General features: G+C 54.5%; 25 protein-coding genes and 2 pseudogenes. 15 read left to right on the forward strand and 12 right to left on the reverse strand.

The window, feature by feature from the left end:
- Positions 1–375: pseudogene (locus DW088_RS14370) on the forward strand (transposase); the annotation flags it as partial.
- A gap of 798 nt (positions 376–1173) precedes the next feature.
- Here the strand turns inward: DW088_RS14370 and DW088_RS14375 are convergent.
- The 8 genes from DW088_RS14375 to DW088_RS14410 form a co-directional block, all read right to left on the reverse strand.
- Positions 1174–2523, reverse strand: a complete 1350-nt coding sequence (locus tag DW088_RS14375; protein WP_118361596.1) for an ATP-binding protein — start codon at positions 2521–2523, stop codon at positions 1174–1176.
- A gap of 318 nt (positions 2524–2841) precedes the next feature.
- Positions 2842–3339, reverse strand: a complete 498-nt coding sequence (locus DW088_RS14380; RefSeq protein WP_118361598.1) for a hypothetical protein — start codon at positions 3337–3339, stop codon at positions 2842–2844.
- Entirely contained in the window at positions 3336–4187 is an 852-nt protein-coding gene (locus DW088_RS14385; protein ID WP_118361600.1) for a metal ABC transporter permease, read from the reverse strand. Before DW088_RS14385 ends, DW088_RS14380 begins: the two co-directional genes overlap by 4 nt.
- Positions 4187–4882, reverse strand: coding sequence for a metal ABC transporter ATP-binding protein (locus DW088_RS14390; RefSeq protein WP_118361602.1), 696 nt, complete (start codon positions 4880–4882; stop codon positions 4187–4189). Before DW088_RS14390 ends, DW088_RS14385 begins: the two co-directional genes overlap by 1 nt.
- A 15-nt stretch (positions 4883–4897) precedes the next feature.
- Positions 4898–6400: a metal ABC transporter solute-binding protein, Zn/Mn family gene (locus tag DW088_RS14395; protein WP_118361604.1), complete on the reverse strand. Its 1503-nt coding sequence runs from the start codon at positions 6398–6400 to the stop codon at positions 4898–4900.
- A gap of 111 nt (positions 6401–6511) precedes the next feature.
- Positions 6512–6808, reverse strand: a complete 297-nt coding sequence (locus DW088_RS14400; protein WP_118361606.1) for a hypothetical protein — start codon at positions 6806–6808, stop codon at positions 6512–6514.
- Between the two features lie 34 nt (positions 6809–6842).
- Complete coding sequence (locus DW088_RS14405; RefSeq protein WP_118361608.1) at positions 6843–7235, reverse strand: Fur family transcriptional regulator; 393 nt, start codon at positions 7233–7235, stop codon at positions 6843–6845.
- Between the two features lie 59 nt (positions 7236–7294).
- A complete protein-coding gene (locus DW088_RS14410; RefSeq protein WP_118361610.1) occupies positions 7295–7894 on the reverse strand; it encodes a recombinase family protein in 600 nt (199 codons plus the stop codon).
- 184 nt (positions 7895–8078) lie between these two features.
- Between DW088_RS14410 and DW088_RS14415 the strand changes: the two genes are divergently transcribed.
- From DW088_RS14415 to DW088_RS14430, 4 genes are all read left to right on the forward strand, one after another.
- Positions 8079–8393: an ArsR/SmtB family transcription factor gene (locus DW088_RS14415; protein WP_118361612.1), complete on the forward strand. Its 315-nt coding sequence runs from the start codon at positions 8079–8081 to the stop codon at positions 8391–8393.
- Positions 8394–8491: 98 nt separating this feature from the next.
- Positions 8492–8950: a radical SAM protein gene (locus DW088_RS14420; protein ID WP_118361614.1), complete on the forward strand. Its 459-nt coding sequence runs from the start codon at positions 8492–8494 to the stop codon at positions 8948–8950.
- 21 nt (positions 8951–8971) lie between these two features.
- The gene (locus tag DW088_RS14425) at positions 8972–9376 is read left to right on the forward strand and encodes a hypothetical protein (RefSeq protein WP_118361616.1); all 405 of its coding nucleotides are present in this window, start codon (positions 8972–8974) and stop codon (positions 9374–9376) included.
- A gap of 144 nt (positions 9377–9520) precedes the next feature.
- Positions 9521–10684, forward strand: coding sequence for a GntR family transcriptional regulator (locus DW088_RS14430; RefSeq protein ID WP_118361618.1), 1164 nt, complete (start codon positions 9521–9523; stop codon positions 10682–10684).
- A 140-nt stretch (positions 10685–10824) separates the two neighbouring features.
- Here DW088_RS14430 and DW088_RS14435 read toward each other — a convergent pair whose 3' ends face one another.
- The 4 genes from DW088_RS14435 to DW088_RS14450 form a co-directional block, all read right to left on the reverse strand.
- Positions 10825–11790, reverse strand: a complete 966-nt coding sequence (locus DW088_RS14435; RefSeq protein ID WP_147356583.1) for a hypothetical protein — start codon at positions 11788–11790, stop codon at positions 10825–10827.
- A 102-nt stretch (positions 11791–11892) separates the two neighbouring features.
- Positions 11893–12498, reverse strand: a complete 606-nt coding sequence (locus DW088_RS14440; protein ID WP_118361622.1) for a hypothetical protein — start codon at positions 12496–12498, stop codon at positions 11893–11895.
- A gap of 107 nt (positions 12499–12605) precedes the next feature.
- Positions 12606–13382: an SDR family NAD(P)-dependent oxidoreductase gene (locus tag DW088_RS14445; protein WP_118361624.1), complete on the reverse strand. Its 777-nt coding sequence runs from the start codon at positions 13380–13382 to the stop codon at positions 12606–12608.
- 56 nt (positions 13383–13438) lie between these two features.
- Positions 13439–13939: a VOC family protein gene (locus DW088_RS14450; protein ID WP_118361626.1), complete on the reverse strand. Its 501-nt coding sequence runs from the start codon at positions 13937–13939 to the stop codon at positions 13439–13441.
- A gap of 850 nt (positions 13940–14789) precedes the next feature.
- On the opposite strand from DW088_RS14450, the gene DW088_RS14455 reads away from it, so the two are divergent.
- The 10 genes and pseudogenes from DW088_RS14455 to DW088_RS14500 all read left to right on the forward strand — a co-directional run bounded on the left by DW088_RS14455 (position 14790) and on the right by DW088_RS14500 (position 25639).
- Complete coding sequence (locus DW088_RS14455; protein ID WP_118361628.1) at positions 14790–15848, forward strand: zinc-dependent alcohol dehydrogenase; 1059 nt, start codon at positions 14790–14792, stop codon at positions 15846–15848.
- Positions 15849–15894: 46 nt separating this feature from the next.
- Positions 15895–16428 (forward strand): annotated as a pseudogene (locus DW088_RS16470) (oxidoreductase); the annotation flags it as partial.
- A gap of 6 nt (positions 16429–16434) precedes the next feature.
- Positions 16435–16941: an FAD-dependent oxidoreductase gene (locus DW088_RS14465; protein WP_243029981.1), complete on the forward strand. Its 507-nt coding sequence runs from the start codon at positions 16435–16437 to the stop codon at positions 16939–16941.
- Positions 16942–17016: 75 nt separating this feature from the next.
- A complete protein-coding gene (gene iolN, locus DW088_RS14470) occupies positions 17017–18150 on the forward strand; it encodes a 3-dehydro-scyllo-inosose hydrolase (RefSeq protein ID WP_243029977.1) in 1134 nt (377 codons plus the stop codon).
- Between the two features lie 97 nt (positions 18151–18247).
- Entirely contained in the window at positions 18248–19099 is an 852-nt protein-coding gene (locus DW088_RS14475) for a transketolase (RefSeq protein WP_118361634.1), read from the forward strand.
- 15 nt (positions 19100–19114) lie between these two features.
- On the forward strand, positions 19115–20086 hold the full coding sequence (locus tag DW088_RS14480; RefSeq protein ID WP_118361636.1) for a transketolase family protein: 972 nt from the start codon (positions 19115–19117) through the stop codon (positions 20084–20086).
- A gap of 379 nt (positions 20087–20465) precedes the next feature.
- Positions 20466–21587 carry a 4-hydroxybutyrate dehydrogenase gene (locus DW088_RS14485; protein WP_118361638.1) on the forward strand — a complete coding sequence of 374 codons (1122 nt, stop codon included), beginning with the start codon at positions 20466–20468 and terminating at the stop codon, positions 21585–21587.
- Positions 21588–21605: 18 nt separating this feature from the next.
- Positions 21606–22937 (forward strand): acetyl-CoA hydrolase/transferase family protein, encoded by a 1332-nt coding sequence (locus tag DW088_RS14490; protein ID WP_118361640.1) that lies wholly within the window; start codon positions 21606–21608, stop codon positions 22935–22937.
- 248 nt (positions 22938–23185) lie between these two features.
- Positions 23186–24631 carry a 4-hydroxyphenylacetate 3-hydroxylase family protein gene (locus DW088_RS14495; protein ID WP_442861193.1) on the forward strand — a complete coding sequence of 482 codons (1446 nt, stop codon included), beginning with the start codon at positions 23186–23188 and terminating at the stop codon, positions 24629–24631.
- Between the two features lie 270 nt (positions 24632–24901).
- Positions 24902–25639 carry a sulfite exporter TauE/SafE family protein gene (locus tag DW088_RS14500; protein ID WP_118361642.1) on the forward strand — a complete coding sequence of 246 codons (738 nt, stop codon included), beginning with the start codon at positions 24902–24904 and terminating at the stop codon, positions 25637–25639.
- Positions 25640–25714: the final 75 nt, after the last annotated feature.

Below are 25714 nucleotides of genomic sequence, written 5' to 3' on the forward strand. Positions count from 1 at the left end.
CTCCGCGCACGGCTAAGGACTGCGCGTTGCTGCCAATATAAGAACTCTTCGACCGGAGTCGAGGAGTTCCGTAATCGCTCTCTTGCCGGTACGGTGTACCCGGTTTTGTGGGTGGACGCACTGTACGAAAAAGTTCGTGTAGATGCCAGAATTGTCAGCATAGCGGTGCTTATCGTATGCGGTGTGGACGAAAATGGACATCGAAACATCATCGCCGTTGAACCTATGGTCGAGGAATCCAGGAGCTCCTATGGAGTGCTGTTTCAGAATTTGAAGGATCGTGGTCTGTCTACGCCCAAGCTTATCATTTCAGATGCTCACTCTGGGCTGGTTTCGGCAATCCGCGAGTCCTTTCCCGGTGCCTCATACCAGCGTGGTCGGAATCTTTCCGAATGAAAGTTCCTATGTTCGTCTGGTGACAACGTATCTCATGGAATACGCTGAGGACTGGTCTGTCTCCAGAGCTTATCTCAGCCAGGAATCCATTGCGGCAACTCTTACCACCGCAGCCTAACCTCATTTTTTAAGAAGCCCTTTTTGCGAACATTACTTGACGCGGTCCCGCCGTGCGGCTGAAAAACGGGGGGCACGGGGCTTCCAACCGTCAAGCTGGATTTGCACCAGCAAATCCGTTGCTTGTCAGACCATACCACACTTTTTCTTCTCAATAAACAAAACCCGGAGCACACAGCTGAATTTCAAGCTGTGTGCTCCGGGTTTTATTGCTTGGATTGGCGTTCATAAAAATGTTCAAAAGTTTATGTCAGTTTTTGCGATCAAAGGTTGTATCCCATTCGTGAGGGGGCTCTTCCTTTTTAGCAGGTAACAAATCATCAACCGGAAAACTGCTTTATTCATACTTCACTGCTCCATCTTCCTGACAGAAAAGAGTAAGAAATACACGGTCTGAATGAATTTCTGAATTAATAAAGAGATATAACGTTATAAAGTTACACAGTTTTAACGTTACAACTGCACAGGTATATCATAAGAGTAACGCTGGAACTTTATATGCAGGAAATCCCGACGGAAGCTATGGTATTCAGGCGGAATTTTGTGTTTGATATTAAGGCAACATACACCGGTGAATAGCTGTTATGCGTCTGCGGTTGCAGTTTCTCTTTTTTCTATACCAATCAGAGTGTAAAGTTATAAAGTTACAACGTCACAAAGTTACAACTTTTCGCTCTGCGCCCCCGCCAGATACCGTTTGAGCAAAAACGCGCAAAAGTACGGGAACGTATAAATATCGTCACTAAACCCGACATTTCCGGCGGTAAATTTGATGCCATAGTGAATATCCTCATACTTATCGCTGGTGATGAGCGTGCGCAGAGATTTCGCCGTACCTCTCTGGGCCTTGACCTCGACCGGAATGAGCGCGGATGCCGTGCGGACGAAGAAATCCTGCTCGAGCGTAGAGTCCTCGCGCTTGTAGTAATACAGCTGATACCCGGCCTTGACGAGCGCCTCACCGACCACATTCTCATACAGCGCACCCTTGTACACGCCGAGGTTTTTGTTGGCGCGCAAGTCCTCCTGCGCCTCCTCATCGAGCATGGCGACGAGCAGGCCGCTGTCCGCAAAATACAGCTTGTACTTTGTCTCGTCGTAATTGCCCTTGAGCGGCAGTTCGGGGAAATTCAGACAGTAGCAGATGTTGACCATACCGGCATCGTTCAGCCATTCAATGCAGCCGCGGTAATCGCGGAAACGCGCACCGGAGGCGACCTTGGAAATCTGGAATTTCTTGTTGTCCTTGGCAAGCTGGACCGGGATGTGCTGAAACACATTCAAAATGCGGGTCTGGTCCATGCCGTCCGCGTATTTGCGGATGTCCTCCTTGTAGTCCGAGATCAGCTGGCGCTGGGTTTCGAGTGAGCCTTCAAACGTGCCCTTTTCGATGAACTCGCGGACAACGGCGGGCATGCCGCCGAGAATGCAGTAGTTGAGGAACAGCTCGCCGCAGACCGACATTTCCAGTTCGTTGAACGGCGTCAGCGTGCGCATGTGCGTCAGCATATCGTCAATAAAGGCATCGTCGTAGCCGCCGGCCCACAAAAATTCCTCAAAATCCAGCGAGAACATTTCGTAATCGGTCTTGTAGCCGACGCTGTTGCTCTCAATTTTACGGTAGTTGAGACCAAGCATGGAACCGCTGCAAATGACGTCGAACCGGCCGTCGATCTTGAAGAATTTGAGCGCGGTCGCAATGTCGGGAAACTCCTGCAGTTCATCGAAGAAAATCAGGGTTTCACCCTCAATAAAACGCTTAGAAGGGTCGATGCGCGAGATATTTTTGATGATATCCGCCGCTTTGTAGCCGTCCGCGGTGATCATTTTGTACTTTGGCTCCTCCACGAAATTGATCATGATAACGCTCGTGTAGTTGCCCTCGGCAAAGCGCCGAATGGATTCGGTCTTGCCGACCTGCCGCGGCCCTTTGACGATAAGCGGCTTTTTATCCGGATTTGCTTTCCATTCCGACAGAAAAGCGTCGATTTTGCGTTTTAGATAAAGCATTTGGGTTCACCTCTTTGAGGGTATTATACCCCGGCAGAGGAAGAAATGCAATTGCCCGCACAAAATTAAAGGGATAATTTTTAGTTGATTCACATTTTATGAGCGAGTTGTTATGAGTAAATCACATTTTCAAGGTTTTGCTGCCGTGCGGCAGAGGATGTGCAGGTCGTGCAGCTGACCGGCATCAGCAAGTCCACGCTCATCCGCAAGAGGAAGCGGCGGAATATTTGATTCTAACTGTCAGTATCAGATTACTTCTATACAGCAAAAGAGTTGGCATCAGCAGATAATCTGGCTGATGCCAACTCTTTTTATGTTTTAAGACAACACCGCATTGACCAGCCGATAGCAGGTGAACCCGTCCGCATCCTTATACGACTCGAACTCCCCGGTAACCGTGATATCCGCGCCGCGCGCCGGATAATCGTCCGGATAGGTCTTATCGTCCCTGCAGACAAATTCCAGACCCTGTGCACAGCAGGCGGTCGCATCCGTGACAACGCATACCACCTGCACCGGCGTATCCGGAATCTGATTGCCGTTCCCGTCCAGCTGCTCGTATACGCCGAACCGTCCGGTCATTTTGATGGTCTTTCCGAAATAGCTGTCCGGGTCGTAATACAGGATGTTCGCCAGCTCGGAATAGAGCATCGTGTCGCTGAGCTCGGTCAGGTCAACCGTATCACCGGCGCCGGATTGGGTATCTGCTGCGGCAGTCTGCTGCGTGTCGGTCCGGATATCCTCGACTGGCTGACCGCAGGCGCAGAGCGAGAGCGCCAGAACACCGGAGAGCAGCGCGCAAAGCGTTTTTCTCATGCCGATGCACCGCCTTTCAGCCGTCCCGCCAGCGTAAACAGGCCGAACGCCGCGATATCCACCGCAACGATGGTCGAGCCGACCGGCGTGCCCGCCAGAATGGACAGCAGGATGCCGCACACCGCGCAGAACACCGACAGCACCGCCGAGCAGATCGTCACCGAGCGAAAGCTCTGATACACGCGCATCGCTGAAAGCGCCGGAAAAATAACGAGCGCGGAAATGAGCAGCGAGCCGACCAGATTCATCGCCAGCACGATAACGACCGCGATCGTTACCGCGATGAGCAGATTGTACAGGTTCGCTTTTGTATCGACCGCCTTGGCGAAAGCCTCGTCAAAGGTGACGGCGAAGATCTTGTTGTAAAACAGTACGAACACGATGACCACCACGACCGACAGCGCCGCACACAGCCGCACCTCCCCCCGGGTCAGAGTCAGTATCGAGGTTGAACCAAACAGCGTGCTGCACACATCGCCGGACAGGTTGGAGGAAGTAGAGAACAGATTCATCAGCAGATAGCCAAAGGCGAGAGAGCCGACCGACAGCATCGCGATCGCGGCATCGCCCTTGATTTTAGTGTTCTGTCCGGTGCGGAGCAGCAGGATGGCGCACACGACGGTAACGCCGAGCGTGAGCGGCATATCATCGGTCATGCCGATAACAGCGGCGATGGACATACCGCCGAACGCCACATGGGAAAGTCCGTCACCGATAAACGAGAAGCGCTTGAGTACGAGCGTTACGCCGAGCAGAGAGGAGCACAGCGCAATGAGTACGCCGACGATCAGCGCGTAGCGCACGAACGGATACGCCCAGTAAGCAGAAAGTTTCTGGAAAACAGCCATCACTGTGCATCACCGCCTTTCGGTGCGAATTTGGTCTGATAAGCTGCCTGCGTGCCGAAAAACGGCGCATCGCCGGTCAGCAGGATATGCGTGGCATAGCGCTCGGCGGCGGAAATATCGTGCGAGATCATGATAATCGTAATGCCGTCCTCGCGGTTGAGCCGGTCGATGAGCGCGTACATTTCGGCGGCAGCTTTGGGGTCCAGGCCGGTCACAGGCTCATCGAGCAGCAGGATTTTACGGGTGGCGCACAGGGCGCGCGCGAGCAGCACGCGCTGCTGCTGTCCGCCGGAAAGTTCGCGGTAGCAGCGCTTTGCAAGCGGCGTGATGTGCATTTTCTCCATCGCATCGGCGGCAAGCTGCTTTTCCGCTCTGCGGTAGAACGGGCGCAGTCCGCACCGCGCCTGACAGCCGGACAGGACGATTTCCCGCACCGAAGCCGGAAAATCCTTCTGCACATCGGTCTGCTGCGGCAGATAGCCAATGGTGTTTTTTCTCAGCCCGTGACCTGCCGCGAGCGATCCGCCGACCGGCGGCAGCAGGCCGAGAATGGTTTTCATCAGTGTGCTCTTGCCGGAACCGTTTTCCCCCACAATACACAGATAATCGCCTGCGCGGACCGTAAAATTCAGGTCACGCAGTACGGCTTTGCCGCCGTAGCCGACCGAGAGATTTTGACAGGTGAGCTGAGTCATATCAAAAATCCTCCCTTAATTCAGTGCCTGCTTGAGCACGCCGAGGTTGTTTTCCATCACGCCGAGATAGGTCGTGCCGTTGGCAGCATCCTCCGAGGTGGTGGCCTGCATGGAGTCCATCGTCAGGATGGGCTGATTCTTTGCCTTGGTGTTCTGCACGATGGTATCGGCAATTTTATGCTGCTTTCCCTCGATGGTCAGCACGCACGGCAGGCTGAGCGCATCTACCTTTTTCGCAAGGAACGACACGGTTTCAAAGCTGGCTTCGCTCTCAGCCGAGCAGCCCGCAAAGGCGGCATAGTAGCTCAGGCCGTAATCATCCACCAGATAGCGGAACGGGAAACGGTCCCCGAACAGAACGGTCTTGCGCTTGCCGGTGTCCACGGCGGTCTGATACGCGGCATCCAGCGCTGCAAGCCGGTCGGTGTAAGCGGTCAGATTGGCCGCATAGGTGTCCTTGTTCTGCTCGTCCAGCTCCTCGAGCGCGTTCGCGATGGCCTCGCACAGCGTTTCCGCATTCTTCAGCGACAGCCAGACGTGCTCGTCGTACTCTTTTTCCTCGTGCTCGAGCATATCTTCCTTGATTTCCTCGCCGCTCATATCCGCCGGATAGTAAGTCGGCCAGTTCTCCATTTCCTGCGACAGCGCATCAAAGCTGTCATTGCCGGCAAAGATATGAAAGTGCTCGGCCTTGCCCGGAGCGATGCCGTGGTCGCTGAACTGAACGAACTTCGGTGCATCGGCATCGCCGCCGGTCTTTTGAAAGAAATAGCGCACGCCGCGGCTGCCGGATTCGTAGTCGTAGATCTGATGTCCCTTGTACTGGTAAACGCCTTTTGCGGCAATGCCGTTTTTGACAAAGCACATGGTATTGTTTGCGGAATCGATCGTAATCTGGGAAACATCGGTCTTATAGCCGGTTTCGTAATAGGCGCGGTATTCCTCGGCGGTCTTGTCGCCGTTCTCCGCCTTGCGTTCCATGACCTCATCGAGCGTGCCGTTCGTCAGGAACGGATAGACAGACTGCCAGTCGCCGTCCCAGTCGGACAGAGTGCGCTCCTGTACATCGCTGTCGTCAAAATGCGAATAGCCGTGATTATGGCCTTCCTCGGCCTGCATGCCCGGCATGGCCTCCTCGGTCTTGACGGTATCCTTGAGCACATCGAGCAGGTTGATGACCCTCCTGTCCTTGTTCGCCGCGCCTGCCAGTGCATCATCGACCCAGCCGTCCGACTCGCCGCCGACATAAAGGAACAGGTCGCAGTCGGCAATCTTTACAATATCGTCTGCGGTCGGCTGATAGCTGTGCAGGTCAACGCCGTTGTCGAGCAGCATGGTAATATCGGCATCATCTGCTTTGTCGCCGAGAATCTGGCGGACCCAGTCGTATTCCGGAAAAATGGTGGTAACGACCTTCAGTTTGCCGCTGTCCTTCTCGATGAGCAGCGTGTTGCCGCAGCCGGTCAGCATACCGAGTGACACGGTGCAGGCTAAAATCAGGGATAAAATACGTTTCATAATGAGATAAACCTCCGAATTTTTCTAAAAATGGGCGCAAAAATACAAGGGCAGCGGCAAAGCCGCACAGACCTGCCCAAAAAGCAAGCCTTACCCCTGTATTACCCATATTTAATTCGAGAGCTTTACCTTGAGGGAAACGAGCGTAAATGTGCAATCGGTTTCCGCACCGAGCGTGATCATGCGGCACAGAAGATACACCACTGCCGCAGCGGCAGCACAGACAGCCGTGGCAGTGCCAAGGCTGTTCAGCAGGTTTTCGCAGAGGTTGATCTGGTGGCAGATGGCGCAGTCCGCGCCGGTGCAGTCATGGTCGGCCTCTGCGGTGATGAAGATAAGAGGGCACAGCATGGCAGCCAGCAGCAGCACCGCCAGCAGGATTTTCGCAATTCTGAGATGCTTTTTCATGTTGTGTCCCTCCTTTGATAACGTGATAACGGTTTTATTTGCGGCAGCTTCTGCACACGCCGAACAGCACGGTTTCGCCGCAGTCGAGCGAAAAACCCTCGCGTTCGTCCAGCTGCGCGGTGAGCCATGCGGCAGTTTGCTCGGACAGGTGAAAGGTCTGTCCGCATTGGGTGCAGGTCATGTGCAGCACGCCCTTGCACGGCGCGGCATCGGTGTATTGATAGAATACCTCGCGTGTGCCGGGTCTGGCACAGCGGCGCACTTTCCCCTCAGCTTCGAGTGCCGCAAGATTGCGGTAAACTGCGCTCAGGCTGATCTTTTCAGCGGCGAGCGCCTGCGCGATCTGCCGGGTGGACAGATGCTCGTCCGGGTGTTCGCTCAGATAGTGCAGCAGCGCCTTTCGCTGCTGGGTGCTGTATTTTGGCATAGCTGCCCCTCCAATCTGCGAACGATTCGCAAATTATTATAACACAGGTTTTCGGTTTGTCAATATGCGAATGGTTCGCAGATTGCAAAAAGCTGCCTCCGCTTCCTCTCCCGGATGAGCGTAGACTTGCTGATGCCGGTGAGCTTGACGACCTGTGCGTAGGAATGGTCCTCAAGCAGAGCCATTGCATTGTCGAGCTGCTCGGTGTCGAACTTGGGCGGACGGCCTTCACGGAAATTCGGGTCGGTGGCGCGCGCGACCGCCTTGCCCTCCTGCGTGCGCTGCACGATCATGTCGCGCTCGAACTGCGCGAATGACAGCAGCACGTTGCGCAGCAGCGTGTTCACCGAGTCGTTGGACAGGATGCCAAGGTTCAATACGTTGATGGTGATGCCCTCGTCGATCATCTCGGTGATGAGGCCGGACGCCTGCGACACCGACCGCGCGAGGCGGTCGAGCTTTGTCACGATGAGCACATCGCCTTTTCGCAGCTGCGCCCGCAGCCTGTCGAACTCCGGTCGGTCCATCTTGGTGCCGGTGAACGTGTCCGTGTAGATTTTTTCCGCGCCCGCCGCCGTCAGCGCCGCCTGCTGCGCCTCCAGACTGTTGCCGTCGCGCGCCTGCGTTTTGGTGGATACTCTCGCGTAGCCGAATATCATGCCAATCCCTCCATTTTCCCGGTTTTGACACCGCGAGTTTTGAATATAGGTTTTGATATCTCTATTATAACTTATGACGCTGAGTTTTGCAATCGGTGGCAATACTTGAAGGTTTTGAGACCATCAAAAGGGAAACTTGAAGAGTACATATTGACATATCGCGAAAACGCGATATAATAGACGCATGGATATAATTGAAATTTGCAAAGCGCTGGGCAATGAGACCCGGCTGAATATTATGCTGTGGCTGCGCGACCCGGGCGCGCATTTTCCTCCGCAGGGACTGCACATTCCGGAAGGAGAGTCCTTCGAGGGCGGCGTGTGCGTCGGCTCGCTGTGCGATAAGGCGGCAGTGGCGCAGAGCACGATGTCGCACTATCTGGATCTGCTGCATAAGGCAGGCCTGCTGGAATCCCGCCGTTACGGCAAGTGGACCTATTACCGACGCAATGAGCAGACCATCCGCGAACTGCGGGACTACATCGAGCACCGGCTGTAATATTCTGTCTGCATGGGCAGGAGCGATCCTGCCCTTCTCTTGAACTGAATAAATCTACATTTCGTGAAATATAAATCAATCGAAAGGAAGGATCTTCAATGCATTATAACGGTCCGATCATCAGACCGCATACCGAGGCGAATGACCTGTTTGTGGAGGTAACAGTCGGCTGCACGCACAACAGCTGCACGTTCTGCAACTTTTACCACGGCTATCCGTTCCGCATGGCGCCGCTGGAGCAGGTCGAGGCGGATCTGCAGGAGGCACGCCGCTACACGGACGACCCGGGACGGATCTGGGCGTCCGGCGGCAACCCGTATGCCATGTCTACCGAGCGTTTGGCAGAGCTGGGACGTCTGTTCAAGAAATATTTCCCGAACACGCCGCTGGCGACCTATGCCCGCGTGGACGACCTGAACCGCAAGACGGTGGAGGAAATGCGGTATCTGCGCGACCTCGGCTGGGACGATCTGGTCATCGGCATTGAAAGCGGCGATGATGATGTGCTCCGCCATGTCAACAAGGGATACACCGCTGCCGATATTCTGGAGGGCTGACGCCGTCTGGAGCAGGCAGGCGTGCGCTACCGCGTGATTTATCTGGGCGGACTTACCGGAAAAGGGCACGGAATCGAAACCGCGTATCGCACTGCCGTGCTGCTCAATCAGCTGCACCCGTATTACCTGTTCCTGACCACGGTTTCCGTGCTGCCGGGTACCGAGCTGTATGAGGAGCGTGCCCGCGGCGAATTTGTCGAAATGGGCGAGCGCGAACGTCTGGACGAGCTTATCACCCTGCTGGACAAGATGAAAAACGATATCCGCGTATTTCAGGTGCCGAACACAACGCGGATCACCTTTGACATCGACCTGCAGAAGGAAAAGGCGGACGTTCTGCCGCAGCTGCGCCGGATCCGCGATGAAACGACCGACGAGGACGAGGCGCGCATGCAGGCGTACCGCGATTCCATGACAGGCGTATAAAAACGCGGTTTTTCGTATCAAAATATACAGAATAGTTCTATATCAAATGCTTGCACCGCCCTCTGAAATATGATACAATATTGTTACGGGCAAGAGATGATATATAGGGGAATTGATACCATTTTTTGATATAGGACGATAACTATGGCAAATTTTAAGTACAAACAGTTAGCCGACTGGCTGAAAGACCAACTGAAGAATGGCACATTTCTTGCCGGACAGAAAATACCGACAGAATCTGATCTGGCGGAGCAGTTCGCGCTCAGCCGCCGCACGGTGCGGCAGGCGGTGCTCATGCTGGAGGAGGAAGGCTATCTGCACCGGATCCAGGGCAGCGGTACCTACGTTACCGAACGGGCAGAGGAGCTTGCACCCGAAAAACCCGAGCCGGCAGCACCGGCAAACAAGCTGATCGGCATTATGCTGAGCGGCGCGCAGCTTTACATCTTTCCGGAGATCGTGCGCGGCGCTTCGGAATATCTGGCGAGCAAGGGCTATCTGCTGAACATGATGTTCAGCGATAACGATTATAATAACGAGCGCAAGCTGCTCGGTAATCTGCTGGCGGCAAAGCCGGCGGGCATTCTGCTGGAGCCGGTCAATCCGGCGATGATCTCGTATAATTACGAGGTCTATGACCAGATCATGCAGAAAACGCCGCTGATCTTCCTGCACAAGGATTATTCCACGCTTGCACCCGCGCTTTCTCTGCATGACCGAGAAGGCGGACGCATTCTGACCGACTATCTGCTGGATCAGGGTCATACGCAGATCGGCACGATCTTTGCCTTTCACGAGCAGACCGGTCAGTCGCGCTATCTGGGCATGCTGGACGCGCTGAACGCGCGCGGCATTTCGCACAGCGAGGAGCTGGAGATCTGGACGCAGCGCGGCAAGGTAGAGGATCTGTTCCAGCCGACCGGCAATCTGCCGCTCATGCGCATGCTGAAAAAGGCAACGGCGATCTTCTGCCACGATGACCGTATCGCCTATATGCTGATCCCGTATCTGCGCTCGATCAACGTCCGCGTGCCGGAAGATATTTCGGTCGTCGGCTATGACGACTGTCTGTATTCAACGCTCGATGTGAAGATCACGACCATGACACACCCCAAGATCCAGTACGGCGTGAACGCCGCAAAGGCAATGCTGGAACTGATCGAATCGCCGGAGACCTTCGATATTACAAAATACGAGGTCATGCCGGAGCTGGTCGTCCGCAGCACGGTAGCGCCGATCGCCGGCGCGGTCCCTGTCCCGGAAGAGAAGCAGGCACCGGAAACAGAAGAAAAAACAGAATCAGAATAACGGAAACCCGGCTTTCCCATAACGGAAAGCCGGGTTTTTCTTCGATCGAGAGGCTGTTAAAAACAGCCTCAAGCAAAGGAGGCAATGCATTACGCACTGCCTCCTTGCTCTTTTTAAGGGAGATGTTAGATAACTTTGGTTTACTGACGGACAACCGCCTCGTTCCGGTACTTGATGAAGGTAGAAATACCGTTCAGTACGAAGTAGCAGATGGTCAGGATAAATGCAATGCTCTTGAAGGTAACAACGGTCATGCTGCCCATGTAGGTCATGAGTGCGATGACAACGATACCAGCCAGAACGATATAGGCGATAACCGAAAGAACGGTGGTGAAGCCCGCGTTCTTGACCGGCTTGTTTTCGCCTGCTGCCAGAGCCGCTTCTGCGTCGCGGTCTACGAGTTCCTTCAGTGCCTGCTCGAATGCAGCATACTCTGCCTGCTCCTTGCTGTAATTGCCGCGGGCGCCCATTGCGCCGGCGAGAACGATGTAGAGAACAGCCGAGATGATGTACTCCGGAATGAAGATGAAGTTGCGGTGCAGCAGACCGCTCTTCAGCATAGCGAATGCGAATACAACGCTGACGATCCACGTGGTAACGGCTGCCCAGTTGATGTTCTGCTCCTTGTACATGGACCAGAAACGGGTGTAGCCGATTTTCGGGAACAGATAGTGCTCGACAATGCAGATCGCGCCGACGCCGACGACTGCCCAGCCGAGGATGGAAACGATATCGCCGATGTTGGTCATGCCGGGGAAGCATGCGAGGATGGTCATCAGCGCACCGACAATATAAGTGACCTGCTTATGCGAAAGCTTGGGCATAAGGGTGTTGAGTGCCAGTGCGGAACGGTAAATGGTCGGGTTTGCGGTTGTCCAGCCTGCAACGACTACGGCACAGATACCGGTCATGCCGAATACGGTGTTGGTAACAGCGCCCGGATCGAGTACGGAAAGCGAGGTGCGCAGAACAGCTGCTGCCGTTGCGCCCATGATCGCAACCGTTACCCATGCGAAGAAGTGACCGACAAACATGCCGATGGCGGTGATATAGCCGTACTTATAGTTCTTTGCGAAGCGGAACAGACCCATATCGTTGCAGCCCATGTGCCATGCAAGGTTGCACAGCCAAGCGAAGCAGGCAACATGTGCGATGGTGTAAGGCTCGGCATTCGGGTTGCCGCTGCCGACGTTGCTGTTGAAGATGTTTCAGATATCAGCAAAGGAGTTGATCTCCACGCCGGTAGCCTGTGCGATCTGCGGGAGCGCTACAACAGCGCCGACGAAGAAGATCGCGATCATCCAGGGTACACAGGTGGAAGAGAACTTTGCGCAAGCGTCAAAGCCGTTTGCCGCAACGATGGTAACGATAATGCCGAGAATGACAACAATGATCGGGAAACCGATGTGTGTCGGGTACCACTCGTGCTGGATCGGAATGTCGGCGGTCTCACGGATCGCGGTACTGGAAACACAGATACCGGACGCCGCAAGCGTGATACTGCAAAGGCTCCATACTAAGTTATAAACCTTCTGTGCGTGCGGACCGAGGATCTTTTTCAGATAGCTGTACAGGGTCAGGCGCGTGCTGGTGCCCAATGTAGCACAGCAGAAGGTGAAGGACAGCATTGCCAGAATGTTGCCGATGATCAGACCCAGAATGATGGATTTCGCAGAGCAGCCCCATGCTACCAGCGTTGCGCCGATAACAAACTCCTGTTGCAGCGATATGCTCGCCGCCGTACAGACCGAAGAAGTTGCCGACGCTGGACAGATTCTTTTCTGAGACAGGACGATCGACCAGAGGCACCGCATTAGGATTTAAATTTCTCATTTTTCCTCCGTTTTCCTCCCTTTGGGAAAAAGGAGGAGGAGCAGCAGAATTCTGCTGCTCCTCAATAGAACTCTACTTATTCTCTATTTTACTCCATTACCTTGCCACCGGCAATAAGTATACCGTTGCCGTTGATGTAAGCGGAGCGGTCATCGCACAGGAATGCGACCAGCTCGCCGACTTCTTCCGGCTCAGCAAGACGACCCATCGGAATGGTGCCTTCCATCTCGGTGAAGTACTCGTCAACTGTCTTGCCTTCCGCAGCGCCGCGCTGTACGAAGGAGTTGCGCAGCAGCGGGGTATTGATATGACCCGGGCATACGGCAACAGCGGTAACGCCGTACTTGCTCAGCTCCATTGCCATTACGTGGGTCATCATCAGAACAGCAGCCTTGGACATGCAGTAGAAGCCGTTGGTAGCCTCTTCCTTGAGTGCGGAAATAGAGGAAGTGCTGATAATGCGGCCTTCGCCGTTTACCTTCATGTGCTTTGCCAGCTCGGAAGCTACGATATAAGCGCCCTTGATGTTAACGTCAACGATCTGGTTGAGCACATCGTCCTCGCAGTCGATCAGCAGGCTGGAGCGGCAGATACCGGCGTTGTTGAACAGGCAGTTGATCTTGCCGAAAGCCTTAACGCCTGCCTCAACCGCTGCAGCGACCTGCTTGCGGTCGGTGGTGTTTGCCTGTACGGCGATCGCCTGACCGCCTGCCTCGTTGATCTCCTGTGCGGTCGCTGCTGCGCCGTCCAGATTCATATCAACGGCGATCACCTTTGCGCCGTAGCCTGCGCATACCTTTGCAGCTGCCTTGCCGATACCGCCTGCTGCGCCCGTAACAAAAAGCACCTTGTCCTGCAGCTTCATAGTTGATTTCTCCTTTTCCTTGTCATTTTTCTTTCTTGCTCTGTAAATGAACTGCGTCAGTCTTTAGCGGCCTTCGCAGATTTTACATAATTGGAGTCCTCGTTGAGCTGTACGATCTCGCAGCAGATACCGTCCGGATCGCGGGAGTATACCCAGCGCCATACCAGCTCACCATCGCGGACACAGTCGTTGATTTCGGAGTGGAACACAACGCCTTCGTCCTTCAGCTTTTTGTAAATGCCCTCGATATCGTCAACATTCACTGCGATATGCGCGGAACCTGCGATGGACGGGTTGCCGTGATACGGAACATTGGTCTTCGGCACTAGATACTGCAGGAACTCGATCTGCAGACCGGCGAGATCGACCATAGCAACCTTGAGCTTGCCGTAGGGATCCTTGAGCATATCGCCCATTACGTACTTGCCCAGCTCGGGACCTTCGTCAACCGTCTGGGTCAGCAGCTTGCCGCCCAGCAGGTCGCAGTAAAAGTGCAGGCTCTTGTCCATATCCATAACGGTATAGCTCATATGCCCGATTCCGACTACTTTTGCCATATTGTTTCCTCCTCTGATTTGGATCAGATGTTTTGCTGCCTTCCGGCGGTGTCGGGATCCTGCCCGATACCATAAGAGAAACAAAACATACCATGATTTATCCCTCTTGCAGCAAAAAAGATAATGTATTGAGTTGAACCGGCTCGTTGGTATGGCTTTATTATAGGCATAATTGCCCGAAAAAGGCAAGTGAATAATGTTCTTTTTTTAACAATTCTACGATATGAATAGATTTCTCTTTTTGAAATTGTGGCAACAGAAGATACTATTATACGAAAGCCACAAAAAAGTTGTTTCATTTTATAACAATACCAATAAAGTGAAAAACACCGCAGTTTGATAAAAAAGTAACAATATGATAAAAGGATATATTACGGTGATTTTTCGCCGAAATACGACTTTGATAACAATATAGCAAACATAATCTGCAAATAAGTTAGCAGCAACTTACTTACGTGGAATGATAAAAGATATCTGTTTTACGGTATGAATGATGTGCAATTAGCATATAAAAGATACAAATATATTGTAAAATATGCAGAAAAGTAATTTATTTTGAAAATTACTATTGTTTTTTCAAGACAAATAGATATAATTTAAGTCACAAGGAAACAACAAATGTTCCAAAATCCTCAAGGCAGGTTGCATCGTCCGAAGTAAGCAGAGAGATTGCTCCGGCACAAGCGAAATCATCGCGTTCACACCGCCAGATCATGTAACAACAAGATCCGGATATTCATTATATCAAACAGAAAGAACAATATCAAGCAGAAAGAACATCTTTGCTTTACATCATCTGCGGGCAGGCGGTTTTCACTGATGAGATGCGCTAATAAGAAAGGAGAAAATCATGAAAGCAAACATCGCGTTTATGCATGGTCCGAAGGACCTCCGAATCGAAAACGTAGAGGTGCCGGAGCTCAAGCCCAATCAGATCCTGATCAAGACGAAGGCATGCGGTATCTGCGGTTCCGACGTACACTGCTATCTGGGCGAGTCCGCTGAGGGCCGTTACGACATTGCACCGTACACGCCGGGTCACGAGGTAGGCGGTCAGGTCATCGGTATCGGCTCGGACGTTTCCACCTTCAAGGTAGGCGACAAGGTAACCGCAGAGTGCGTTCTGGCTTGCGGCCACTGCGCAAACTGCAAGGAAGGCCTCATGCCCTCCGCTTGCCTGAATTTCCGTGAGCTGGGCTTCCGTCCGGACTCCCCCGGCGGCATGGGCGAGTATATCGTGATCGAGGAAGAGTACGCTTACAAGATCCCGGACGACTGGTCTTATGACTGGGGTGCCTGGGTTGAGACCTTCTCCATCGGCTACTTTGGTATCTGGGGCAACGGCGGCTACATCGACGCTTCCGATTACGCTCTGATCATGGGCGCAGGTCCGGTAGGTCTGTCCGCTGCGATGGTTGCTAAGACTTCGGGTGCAAAGGTCGTTGTTGCAGACGTAAACGCAGTTCGCCGCGAGCGCGCACTCAAGTTCGGCGCAGACGTTGTTCTCAATCCGATGGATCCGGATTACTACGATCAGATCAAGGCAGCAACCGACGGCCACGGTCCTTCCGTTATCGCTGAGGCGTCCGGCAGCAACGCTGCACTGGCTGCGATCTTTGACGTTGCAGGTCACAGCTGCCGCGTAAACCTGATCGGTCACTCCATCGGCAGAAAGGTTCCGGTAGAGATCGGCAAGACCATCTGGTCCACCCTGAAGATCAAGGGCTCCGGCGGCACCAAGAACTGGATGCAGCGCACCATCCGTTTCATGAACCAGATCAAGGACCGCTACAACTTCGACGAGCTGACCACCCACCACATTCCGTTCATGGAGCTGGATAAGGGCATGGATCTGGCGATCAACCATCCGGAAGAAGCATTCAAGGTTATGCTGACCTTCGAGGATTGAGTTTCCTCCGATGAATACCGACTATTCCAACACGGACGGCTCCCCGATGGAGCTGATGATGGATTACTATGCACGGCGTGCAAAGGGCGGCGCAGGACTGGTAGTGGTAGAATCCACGACCATTGATCCGACTTCCCGCAACCACGGCGCACAGTCTCAGTTTTCGGATACCTCGTATATCCCGCTTTCCTCCAAGCTGGTGGACAAGATCCATCGCTACGGCGCAAAGGCTGCCATCGAGCTGACGCACTTCGGTGCAGACGGAACGGTCAGCTCAGGCGGCGAGGAACCGGCACCGTCCGATGTTACCTCCCGCGGCGCATAGTATGCCGTTCATGCGATGACGATCGACGATATCCACGCCATGCAGGAGCAGTACGTACAGGCAGTTGTCAACGCAAAGAGCGCCGGCTTTGACGCCGTTACGTTCCACGCAGCACACGGCAACATCATGCCGGAGTTCTTCTCCACCCTGTACAACAAGCGTACCGACTGGTACGGCGGCAGCCTGGAAAACCGCGTCCGCTTTGCCCGCGAGATCGTAGAGATGGCGCGCAAGGCAGTCGGTCCGGCATATCCGCTGATCATGCGTATTTCCGGCGACAAGGTCGTTATCATCGGCGGCGGCGCGACCGGCTGCGAGAGCGCAGAGTTCTTCGGTGCGCAGGAGTACGAGCTGAATGTACACCGTTTGAAGAATTTCGCCGGTGATCTGGATATCACCGTTACCCATAACGACAAGTTCCACAACAAGGACGTTACCATCGTTGAGATGATGCCCGAGCTGGGTATCGGCATGGGCGACTTTGAGAAGCGCATTCTGTTCGCAACGCTCAAGGAAAACGGCGTAAAGAGCATGGTGAACACCAAGGTCTGGAACATTGACGACGGCGTTGTCCGCGTAGTGGACAAGAACCGCGGCGACGTAGTAGAGCTGCCGGCGGATACCGTTATCCTGGCAGGCGGTCTGCGCCCGACCAGCATTGATACGTCGAACGTCACCATTCCGGTATACTCCATCGGCGACGCAGACCGTCCGGGCCGCATTATCAATGCGCTGCTCCAGGCGTACTGCACCGCACGAGAGTTCTAAATATTCTATTCCAATATAAGCTCCGATCCATTTCAATCTATCCAATCAAAAATTCCAAAAAAGGAGAGACAGATCATGTCGAGAAAGACCTACAAAAAGGAAATCATGGGCGAGACCTGGTGGATGACCGATTACCCGCGCATCCAGTTTGAGAACACCAGCAGCGGCCTGCTGAAAAAGCGTATCTGGGAGGCAAGCGTTGAGGAGATCGACAAGATCCTCGAGGACTACGGTCTGCCGGCAGAGTCCGAACTGGGCAAGGGCGGCACCTACATCCAGAACACGCCGCGCCACATCGCAATGGAGAAGCGCCGTAAGAACGACGTTGTCCTGATCCCGATCGGCACCACCGAGAACCACGGCATTCACAACCCGTCCGGTCTGGATACCTACATGGTAACCCAGATCTGCGAAGGCGTTCGCCGCAAGACCGCAAAGATGGGTATCGAAGTTGCGCTGGCTCTGCCTCCGATCAACTACGGCGGCCATCCGTACCACCACGTTGCAATGCCCGGCACTTACATGGTGACCGAGGAAGTTGTTCGCGAGACCCTGATCTACACCATGCTCGGTCTGTGGGATGACGGCTACCGCAAGTTCATTCTGGTAAACAACCACGGTCATAAGTGGATGCTCGAGTCCGCTGTACAGGAATTCTTCAAGCGCTATCAGCTGCCGGCGATCGTTTCCGAGCTGGAGTGGCACCGTGCGATCCGTGAGTTCTGGGTACCGATCGACGAGCCGGATTCTCTGACCACCCACTTCGTACACGCAGACGAGGCAGAGACCGCCGTTGCAAACTTCCTGTTCCCGGATATGGTAGATATGAGCGTATGCGTAGACGCACAGCCGAAGAATCTGGCGCTGGCAGGTCACTACGATACCTCTGTTGACTCTTACGCACGTCCGCATACCTGGTCCGAAGGCGAAGGCCACAACGTCATCGAGCGTTACGGTACGCCGGAAGGTGTCGTAGGCTATCCGAGCCGCGGCGACGCATTCAAGGCAAAGCGCCCGATCGCAGCGATCTGCGAGTACATCACCCTGATGATCCAGGAAATGCTCGAGAAGTATCCGGCAGGCACCGCACCGGTAGAGGGCTTCACCACCCGTCCGGCAGAAGAGGTTGCAGGCTGCTTCAAGGAGCCGCTGAGCGAGGGCTGGGTATCCGTACACGAGCTGCCCAAGCGAGGTATCTTCACCCGATAACTGACGAAAAAGCTGCGTAAACAGCGAAAATAAGAGAATAGCGGAGGCATTTCGCCTCCGCTGCTCTCAAACTATAACGAACAGGAGGGCTTATGTTATGCTGAGTGACGCCCGAATCAATGAACTGAAACGATTTGCCGGAGAGATCCGAATGGAGACGCTCAAGGCGATCTCCCATGTACCGTCCGGACATCTGGGAGGCGCACTGTCCATGGCAGAGGTTCTCTCCGTACTGTATGGGGAGCAGCTCAAGTGCGACCCCGAAAATCCCAAGTGGGAGGACCGCGACTGGCTGGTTCTTTCCAAGGGACACTGTGGTCCCGGTTTGTATGCAGCGCTAGCGCTCAAGGGATTTTTCCCGATGGAAATGCTGGAAACGCTCAACAAGCCGCATACCGATCTGCCGAGCCACGCAGACCGCAACCACACTCCCGGCATTGATATGTGCACCGGCTCTCTGGGTCAGGGCGCGTCCACTGCCGCAGGCGTTGCGATGGGCATGAAAATGGACGGCAATCCGAATTACACCTATCTTATCCTCGGTGACGGCGAGCTGGACGAGGGTCAGGTATGGGAAATGGCGCTTTTCGCCAATACGAAACATCTGGACAATCTGATCGCGTTTGTTGACTACAACAAGCTGCAGATCGACGGCCGTACGGATAACGATGATGTGTGCAATCTGGGCGATATCGCGGCGAAGTTCGCGTCCTTCGGCTGGTATGCACAGACGGTAAACGGCCATGAGGTGGCAGAGATCAACGAAGCCATCGAAAACGCAAAGAAGAACACCGGCTGTCCCTCGGTGATCGTTCTGGATACGATCAAGGGATACGGCTGGAGCAAAACAGCAGGTCAGGTCGGCAGCCACAGCCGCGGCGTATCGCCGGAGGATCTGGCAGAGGCACTGGCAGAAATTCAGGCGGCAATGCCGCCCGAAGGCAAGTAAAAGGAGGCTGAAAGCATGGATCAGGTCATTTTAGCAAAGGAAAACGGCAATGACGTATCGGATATGCGCACAGCCTACTGCGAGGCAATGGTCGAGCTGGCGGAAAAGGACAGCCGGATCGTAGCCGTTGACGCAGACCTTATGAGTGCGATGGGCATGAAGCCTTTCGCAAAGCAATTCCCCGAACGAACGGTGGACTGCGGCATTCAGGAAGCGAACATGATCGGCGTGGCATGCGGCCTGTCGGTCTGGGGCAAGATCCCGTTTGCGCACACGTTTGGTCCGTTCTGCACGCGCCGCGCCTGCGACCAGATCTTTATGTCCGGCGCATACAACAAGGCGAATGTCAAGGTGGTCGGCTCCGACCCCGGCATTACGGCAGCGTACAACGGCGGCACACATATGCCGTTCGAGGATATGGGCATTATGCGCGGCATTCCGACCATGACGGTCGTGGAGCCGACGGATATTGTAATGCTCAAGAATCTGATGCCGCAGATCGCGGACACCTACGGCATGTTCTACATGCGTCTGGTGCGCAAGGGCGTCAGAAAAGTGTATGAACCCGGTTCTACATTCACCATCGGCAAGGCAGTACACCTGCGGGAAGGCAAGGACGTTACCATCATCGCAAGCGGCTACTGTGTTGCGGAGGCGATCAGCGCGGCGAAGATCCTGCAGGAGCAGGGCATTTCGGCACGCGTGCTGAATATGTTCACCTGGAAACCGCTGGACGAGCAGGCTGTCATCGAGGCAGCGGCGGAAACCGGCGCGATCGTTACGGCAGAGAACCACAACGTGATCAACGGTCTTGGTTCTGCGGTGAGCGAGGTGCTGGCAAAGCACAACCCGGCTCCGGTCGAAATGGTCGGCGTACAGGACGAGTTCGGCGAGGTAGGTCCGGTAGATTATCTGCGCGAGCGCTTCGGACTGACGGACGAGAACATCGCTGCGGCAGTGCACCGCGTTCTTCAGCGCAAACATTAATTTGCAGGAATGTGCCGAACTTGTATTGCAATACACTCCTATTTTAATTTTATCTCTCTTTCCAATGCTACAATGCTACTATGTACTCAATACTCAATTCCCTTAAACCCCTTGGCACATTCTGATTCACACCTTTTTTCTTCTAACCCCGGCATGACACGGTGATGCAGCGCCGTGTCATGAACAGGGTAGAGCAATGCAAGTTTCGGCGTAATAATAGATAAGACAAGCCTATTGTAAAGCCGCCTGTTTCAGAGCGGGCGGCTTTTAGTCTTTCGATCGAAACCACGCTTCCGATCGAATTTCCGAAGAAAAACCGCACGAAGCATAAAAATAGAATCACAGCTTTTATTTTCACCAGCAACAGGAGATGTACGATATGAAAAGCTTTAAGATCGTGCCGGCGATCGCGGAATACAGCGATTTTGCGGCATTTGCGAAGGAAATAAACCTCGGTCCCACCGACCTGATCCTGACCAACGAATACATTTACGAACCCACAATCGCGGCGCTGAACCTCGGCTGCCACACCTGTTTTCAGGAGAAGTTCGGCGGCGGCGAGCCGACCGACATCATGGTAGACGCGATCCTCGACAGCCTGCGTGGCAAGAAGTTTGACCGCATTATCGCGGTCGGCGGCGGCACGATCATTGATATCGCCAAGGTGCTTGCCGTTGTGGACAGCACGGACAACGTGGACAGCCTGTATGACAATATGTCCGGTCTGCGCAAGGTGCACAAGCTGTTCATCGTACCGACCACCTGCGGCACCGGTTCGGAAGTGACCAACATTTCTATCATCAACCGTACGACCAAGGGCGTCAAGGTCGGTCTGGTATCGCCCACCATGTTTGCGGACGAAGCCGTCCTCATTCCGGCAATGCTGAACAGTCTGCCCTATCCGGTGTTTGCGACCTCGTCCATTGACGCAATGGTCCACGCCGTAGAAAGCTACCTTTCTCCGAACGCATGCGCACTGAGCGAACTGTTCTCGGAAAAGGCGCTGCACCTCATTCTTTCCTGCTGGAAGGACGCCGTACAGAAGGGCGGCAAGGACGCATGGAAGGAGCACGCGCTTGAATTCCTGCGCGCCTCCAACTACGCCGGCATTGCCTTCGGTCACGCAGGCTGCGCGGCAGTTCATGCGATGGCGTATCCGCTCGGCGGCGTGCACCACATTCCGCACGGACAGGCAAATCAGCTGATGTTTGCGGACGTTATGCGCAAGTACCAGCAGAAAAAGCCGGTCGGCAAGATTAATCAGCTGGAAAAGCTGCTTGCAGCCGAGCTGGGCACCCAGCCGGTATTCGCGCTCAACGCGCTGTACGAGCTGATGGACGATGTGCTCAAAAAGGCGCCGCTGCGCGAGCACGGTGTCACCGAAGACGAGCTGCCGGCATTTGCAAAGAGCGTCATCGAAACCCAGCAGCGTCTGCTCGGCAACAACTATGTGGAGCTGACCGAGGAAGATCTGCTTAACATCTACCAGAAGGCGTTCTAAACCCAAGGAGGAACGGTTATGGAATGGACAAAATATTATCAGGAGCACACGCTGACACCGGAGCAGGCAGTTGGTCTGATCCATGACGGCGACCGCGTTGTATTCGGTCACGCGGTCGGCGAACCGATCATCTTCCAGCGCACCATGGCAGAAATGGCGGAGCAGTTCCATGATGTCGAGGTCGCGCACATGGTTTACCTCGGCTCGGGCGAGTATCTCCAGCCGGGCATGGAGAGCCACTTCCGCCACAATGCACTGTTTGTCGGCGGTCCGGCGCGCAAGGCAATTGCGGAGCACCGTGCAGACTACACGCCGGTGTTCTTCTCGGACGTACCGCGCATGTTCCGCGACGGTACGCTGCCGATCGACGTTTTTGCCTTCACCTGTTCGCCTCCGGACGAGCGCGGTTATGTTTCGCTCGGTCTGTCCTGCGATTACAGCCTGCAGGCAGTAAAATCCGCAAAGACGGTCATTGCAGAGATCAATCCGAATATGCCGCGCACCTATGGAGAGAGCTTCATTCATGTTTCCGAGATCGACGGCTTCCTGTGCGCATGGGAGCCGCTGCCCGAGTCCAGACCGCCGGTCATCGGCGAGGAAGACCGCGCCATCGGCAGATATGTTGCCGACCTGATCCGGGACGGCGACTGCCTGCAGCTTGGTATCGGCGCTGTGCCGGACGCGGTATGCTCGTTCCTCGGCGACAAAAAGGATCTCGGTCTGCACACCGAGATGATCTCGGACGGCGTGCTTCCGCTGCTTGAAAGCGGCGTTATCAACGGCAAGCGCAAGCAGCGTGATGTCTGCAAGGTATGTGTTACCTTCCTGATGGGCACCAAGAAGCTGTACAAATATGTCGATAATAACCCGATCATCAACATGCTGCCGGTCGATGTGTGCAACAATCCGGCGGTCATTTCGGAAAATGACAACGTGGTCTCCATCAACTCCTGCGTAGAAGTTGACCTGCAGGGTCAGGTATGCGCGGAAGCGATCGGTCTGCGGCAGATCTCCGGTATCGGCGGTCAGATGGACTTCGTACGCGGCGCAAACCTGTCGAAAGGCGGTCGGTCCATTATCGCGCTGCACTCCACCACCGCGGACGGCAAGCACTCCAAGATCGTGGCGAACCTGACCGAAGGTGCGCCGGTCACGACCAGCCGCTGCGATGTCAACTATATCGTCACCGAGTACGGCGTGGCGCAGCTGCGCGGCAAAACGCTGCGCGAGCGTGCACAGCAACTCATCGCCATCGCACACCCGAAGTTCCGCAAGGAGCTTGCCGAGGAGTACGAAAAGCGCTTCGGTCTCAAGCTGGAAGAGCCGGCTTCCGAAAAGGCTGCTGTTTAATTTCATATGGACTTACACCGGCCGGACGATTCCCCTATATATCCGGCACAGGGAAATTCCCCTAAGTTTCCGTTGTGCCGCAACAAATCATTTTTGTACAATGCTCCGAAAAAACAGTTCTCGGTTTTTCGGAAAATTCCCTTTATGTTCATGTCTCCTCATGATTTGTCGGCCGGTGTGTTTCCAAATATAATCCCTACATGAAAATGCAGGGAAATCTGTTCCGGGATAAGAAAGAAGGAATCCTTATGATGACAAAAGACCAGTATATCGAGTCCCTGCGCAAGCTGAACCTCAACCTGTACAGCTTCGGCAAGAAGGTCGAGAACGTCGTGGACAATCCGATCGTTCGTCCGTCGCTCAACTCGTTTGCGGCAACGTACGAGCTGGCAGAGGACCCGCAGTACGAAGATCTGATGACGGCAACGTCCAACCTGACCGGCAAAAAGGTAAACCGTTTTACCCATCTGCACCAGTCTACGGACGATCTCATTAAGAAGGTAAAGATGCAGCGTCTGCTCGGTCAGAAGACCGCAGCGTGCTTCCAGCGCTGTGTCGGCATGGACGCAGCAAATGCGGTTTATTCGACTACGTTCGAGACCGATGAAGCTTGCAGCACCAAGTATCACGAGAATTTCGTCAAGTTCTGGACCGATGTGCAGAACAATGACTGGGGTGTTGACGGCGCCATGACCGACGTCAAGGGCGACCGTGGACTGTCCCCGTCCAAGCAGGCGGATCCCGACCTGTTCCTGCACGTTGTAGAGCGCACCGCTGACGGTGTTTATGTTACCGGCGCGAAGGCACACCAGACCGGCTATCTGAACAGCCATTACGTTCTGGTTATGCCGACCATTTCCATGCGTGAAGGCGACGAGGACTACGCGATTTCCTTCGCGTGCCCGACCGACGCAGAAGGCATTACCCTGATTCTGGGCCGTCAGTCCTGCGACACCCGCAAGACCGAGGAATACAACGACATTGATGTCGGCAACAAGGTTTACGGCGGTCACGAGGTTCTGGTTATTTTCGACCGTGTATTTATCCCGAATGACATGATTTTCCTCAACGGCGAGACCCAGTTCGCAGGCATGATGGTAGAGCGCTTTGCAGGCTATCACCGTCAGTCCTACGGCGGCTGCAAGGTTGGTGTAGGCGATGTGCTCATCGGCGCTACCGCACTGGCAGGTGAGATGGCTGGCTCTGCAAAGGCTTCTCATGTTAAGGATAAGCTGATCGAGATGACCCACCTGAACGAAACCCTGTACTGCTGCGGCATTGCATGCTCGTCTCAGGGCACCAAGACCAAGAGCGGCAACTACCTGATCGATCTGCTTCTGGCGAACGTCTGCAAGCAGAATGTCACCCGTTTCCCGTACGAGATCGCGCGTCTGGCACAGGATCTGGCCGGCGGCATCATGGTTACTCAGCCGTCCGAGGCAGATTACCGCAACCCGGCAACCCACGATTACATCGAGAAGTACCTCAAGGGTGTGGCTTCCGTTCCGACCGAGGACCGCATGCGTCTGCTGCGCCTGATCGAGAACATGACCATGGGCACCGCTGCTGTCGGCTACCTGCCCGAGTCCATGCACGGCGCAGGCTCGCCGCAGGCACAGCGCATTATGATCGCCCGTCAGTCCAACATGGAAATGAAGAAGGAACTGGCGAAGAAGATCGCGCGGATCAAGTAAATCAACGTCATTTCTGTAGGTCTGCCGTGCCTGTGACGGCGCTCCGGTTCCATGTCAAAAGTGGAGTATGTCTGACCGGAACGCAGGAGCAGCACAGCAGACGCACTGAAAACAGCACACAAAAGGAGGCAGCGTGATATGGCAAAACTCATCGGTTTATACCTTCTGACAATGGTATTCATGGCATTTTTGTTCATTGCACAAGCCTCTTCGGGCTTTATCGTACAGACGTTTCCGCTCTGGTAGCATGCCGGGAAGGAGGAAAACAGCATGACACTTTCCATCGCGGTTTACAGCTTTGTCGTTATTATGATCGCCTACATCGTCAAGGGACTGGTCGGCTTCGGTGATCCGCTGCTGTCCAATCCGCTTTTGGCAATGCGGCTGGACAACAAGGACATCACACCGGCGCTGCTGCCGGTGTCGCTGATCCTCAACGCGGTCATCGTGTGGAAGAACCGGCATTCGCTGGCGCTGCGCACGGTCGCGCCGATCGCATTCTGGGTCATGCTGGGTACGATCCCGGGCACGCTGCTGCTCAAGGTGAGCGCGCCGTGGATCCTCAAAGCGGTCCTCGGTGTGTTCATCATGGGTCTGGGCGTGGAAATGCTCACCCGTAAGGAAAACAGCTCATCGCAGCCGAACGCCGTCGCACAGGCGGTCATCTGCCTTGCGTCCGGTATGATGGGCGGACTGTTCGGGATCAATCTGCTGTTTCTGGTCTATCTGGAGCGTACCGCAAAGGGCAGAGGAGAATTCCGCGGCAGTATCTGCTTCGTGTTCCTCGTGGAGAACATTTTCCGCATGATCGTGTACGGCGCAAACGGCGTGTTCACGCCGCTGAGCTGGCAGATCGCGGCGCTGTCCATTCCGGCGGCGCTCATCGGCATGTGGATCGGCGGCTGTATCGACCGCCATATCGACGAGACCCAGATCCGGCGGATCATTATTTATGTGTTCATCCTCGGCGGTCTGAGCGTGCTGGTAAAGGCGCTGCTGAGTATGTAATATCCGGCTGCTGAAAACACAGGCAGACCGAAAGTTATTTTCGGTCTTCCTTTGATATACATATTTCATTGAAAC

It is taken from the genome of Butyricicoccus sp. AM05-1 (assembly GCF_003474415.1).
GTDB classification, from domain to species: Bacteria; Bacillota; Clostridia; order Oscillospirales; family Butyricicoccaceae; genus Agathobaculum; species Agathobaculum butyriciproducens.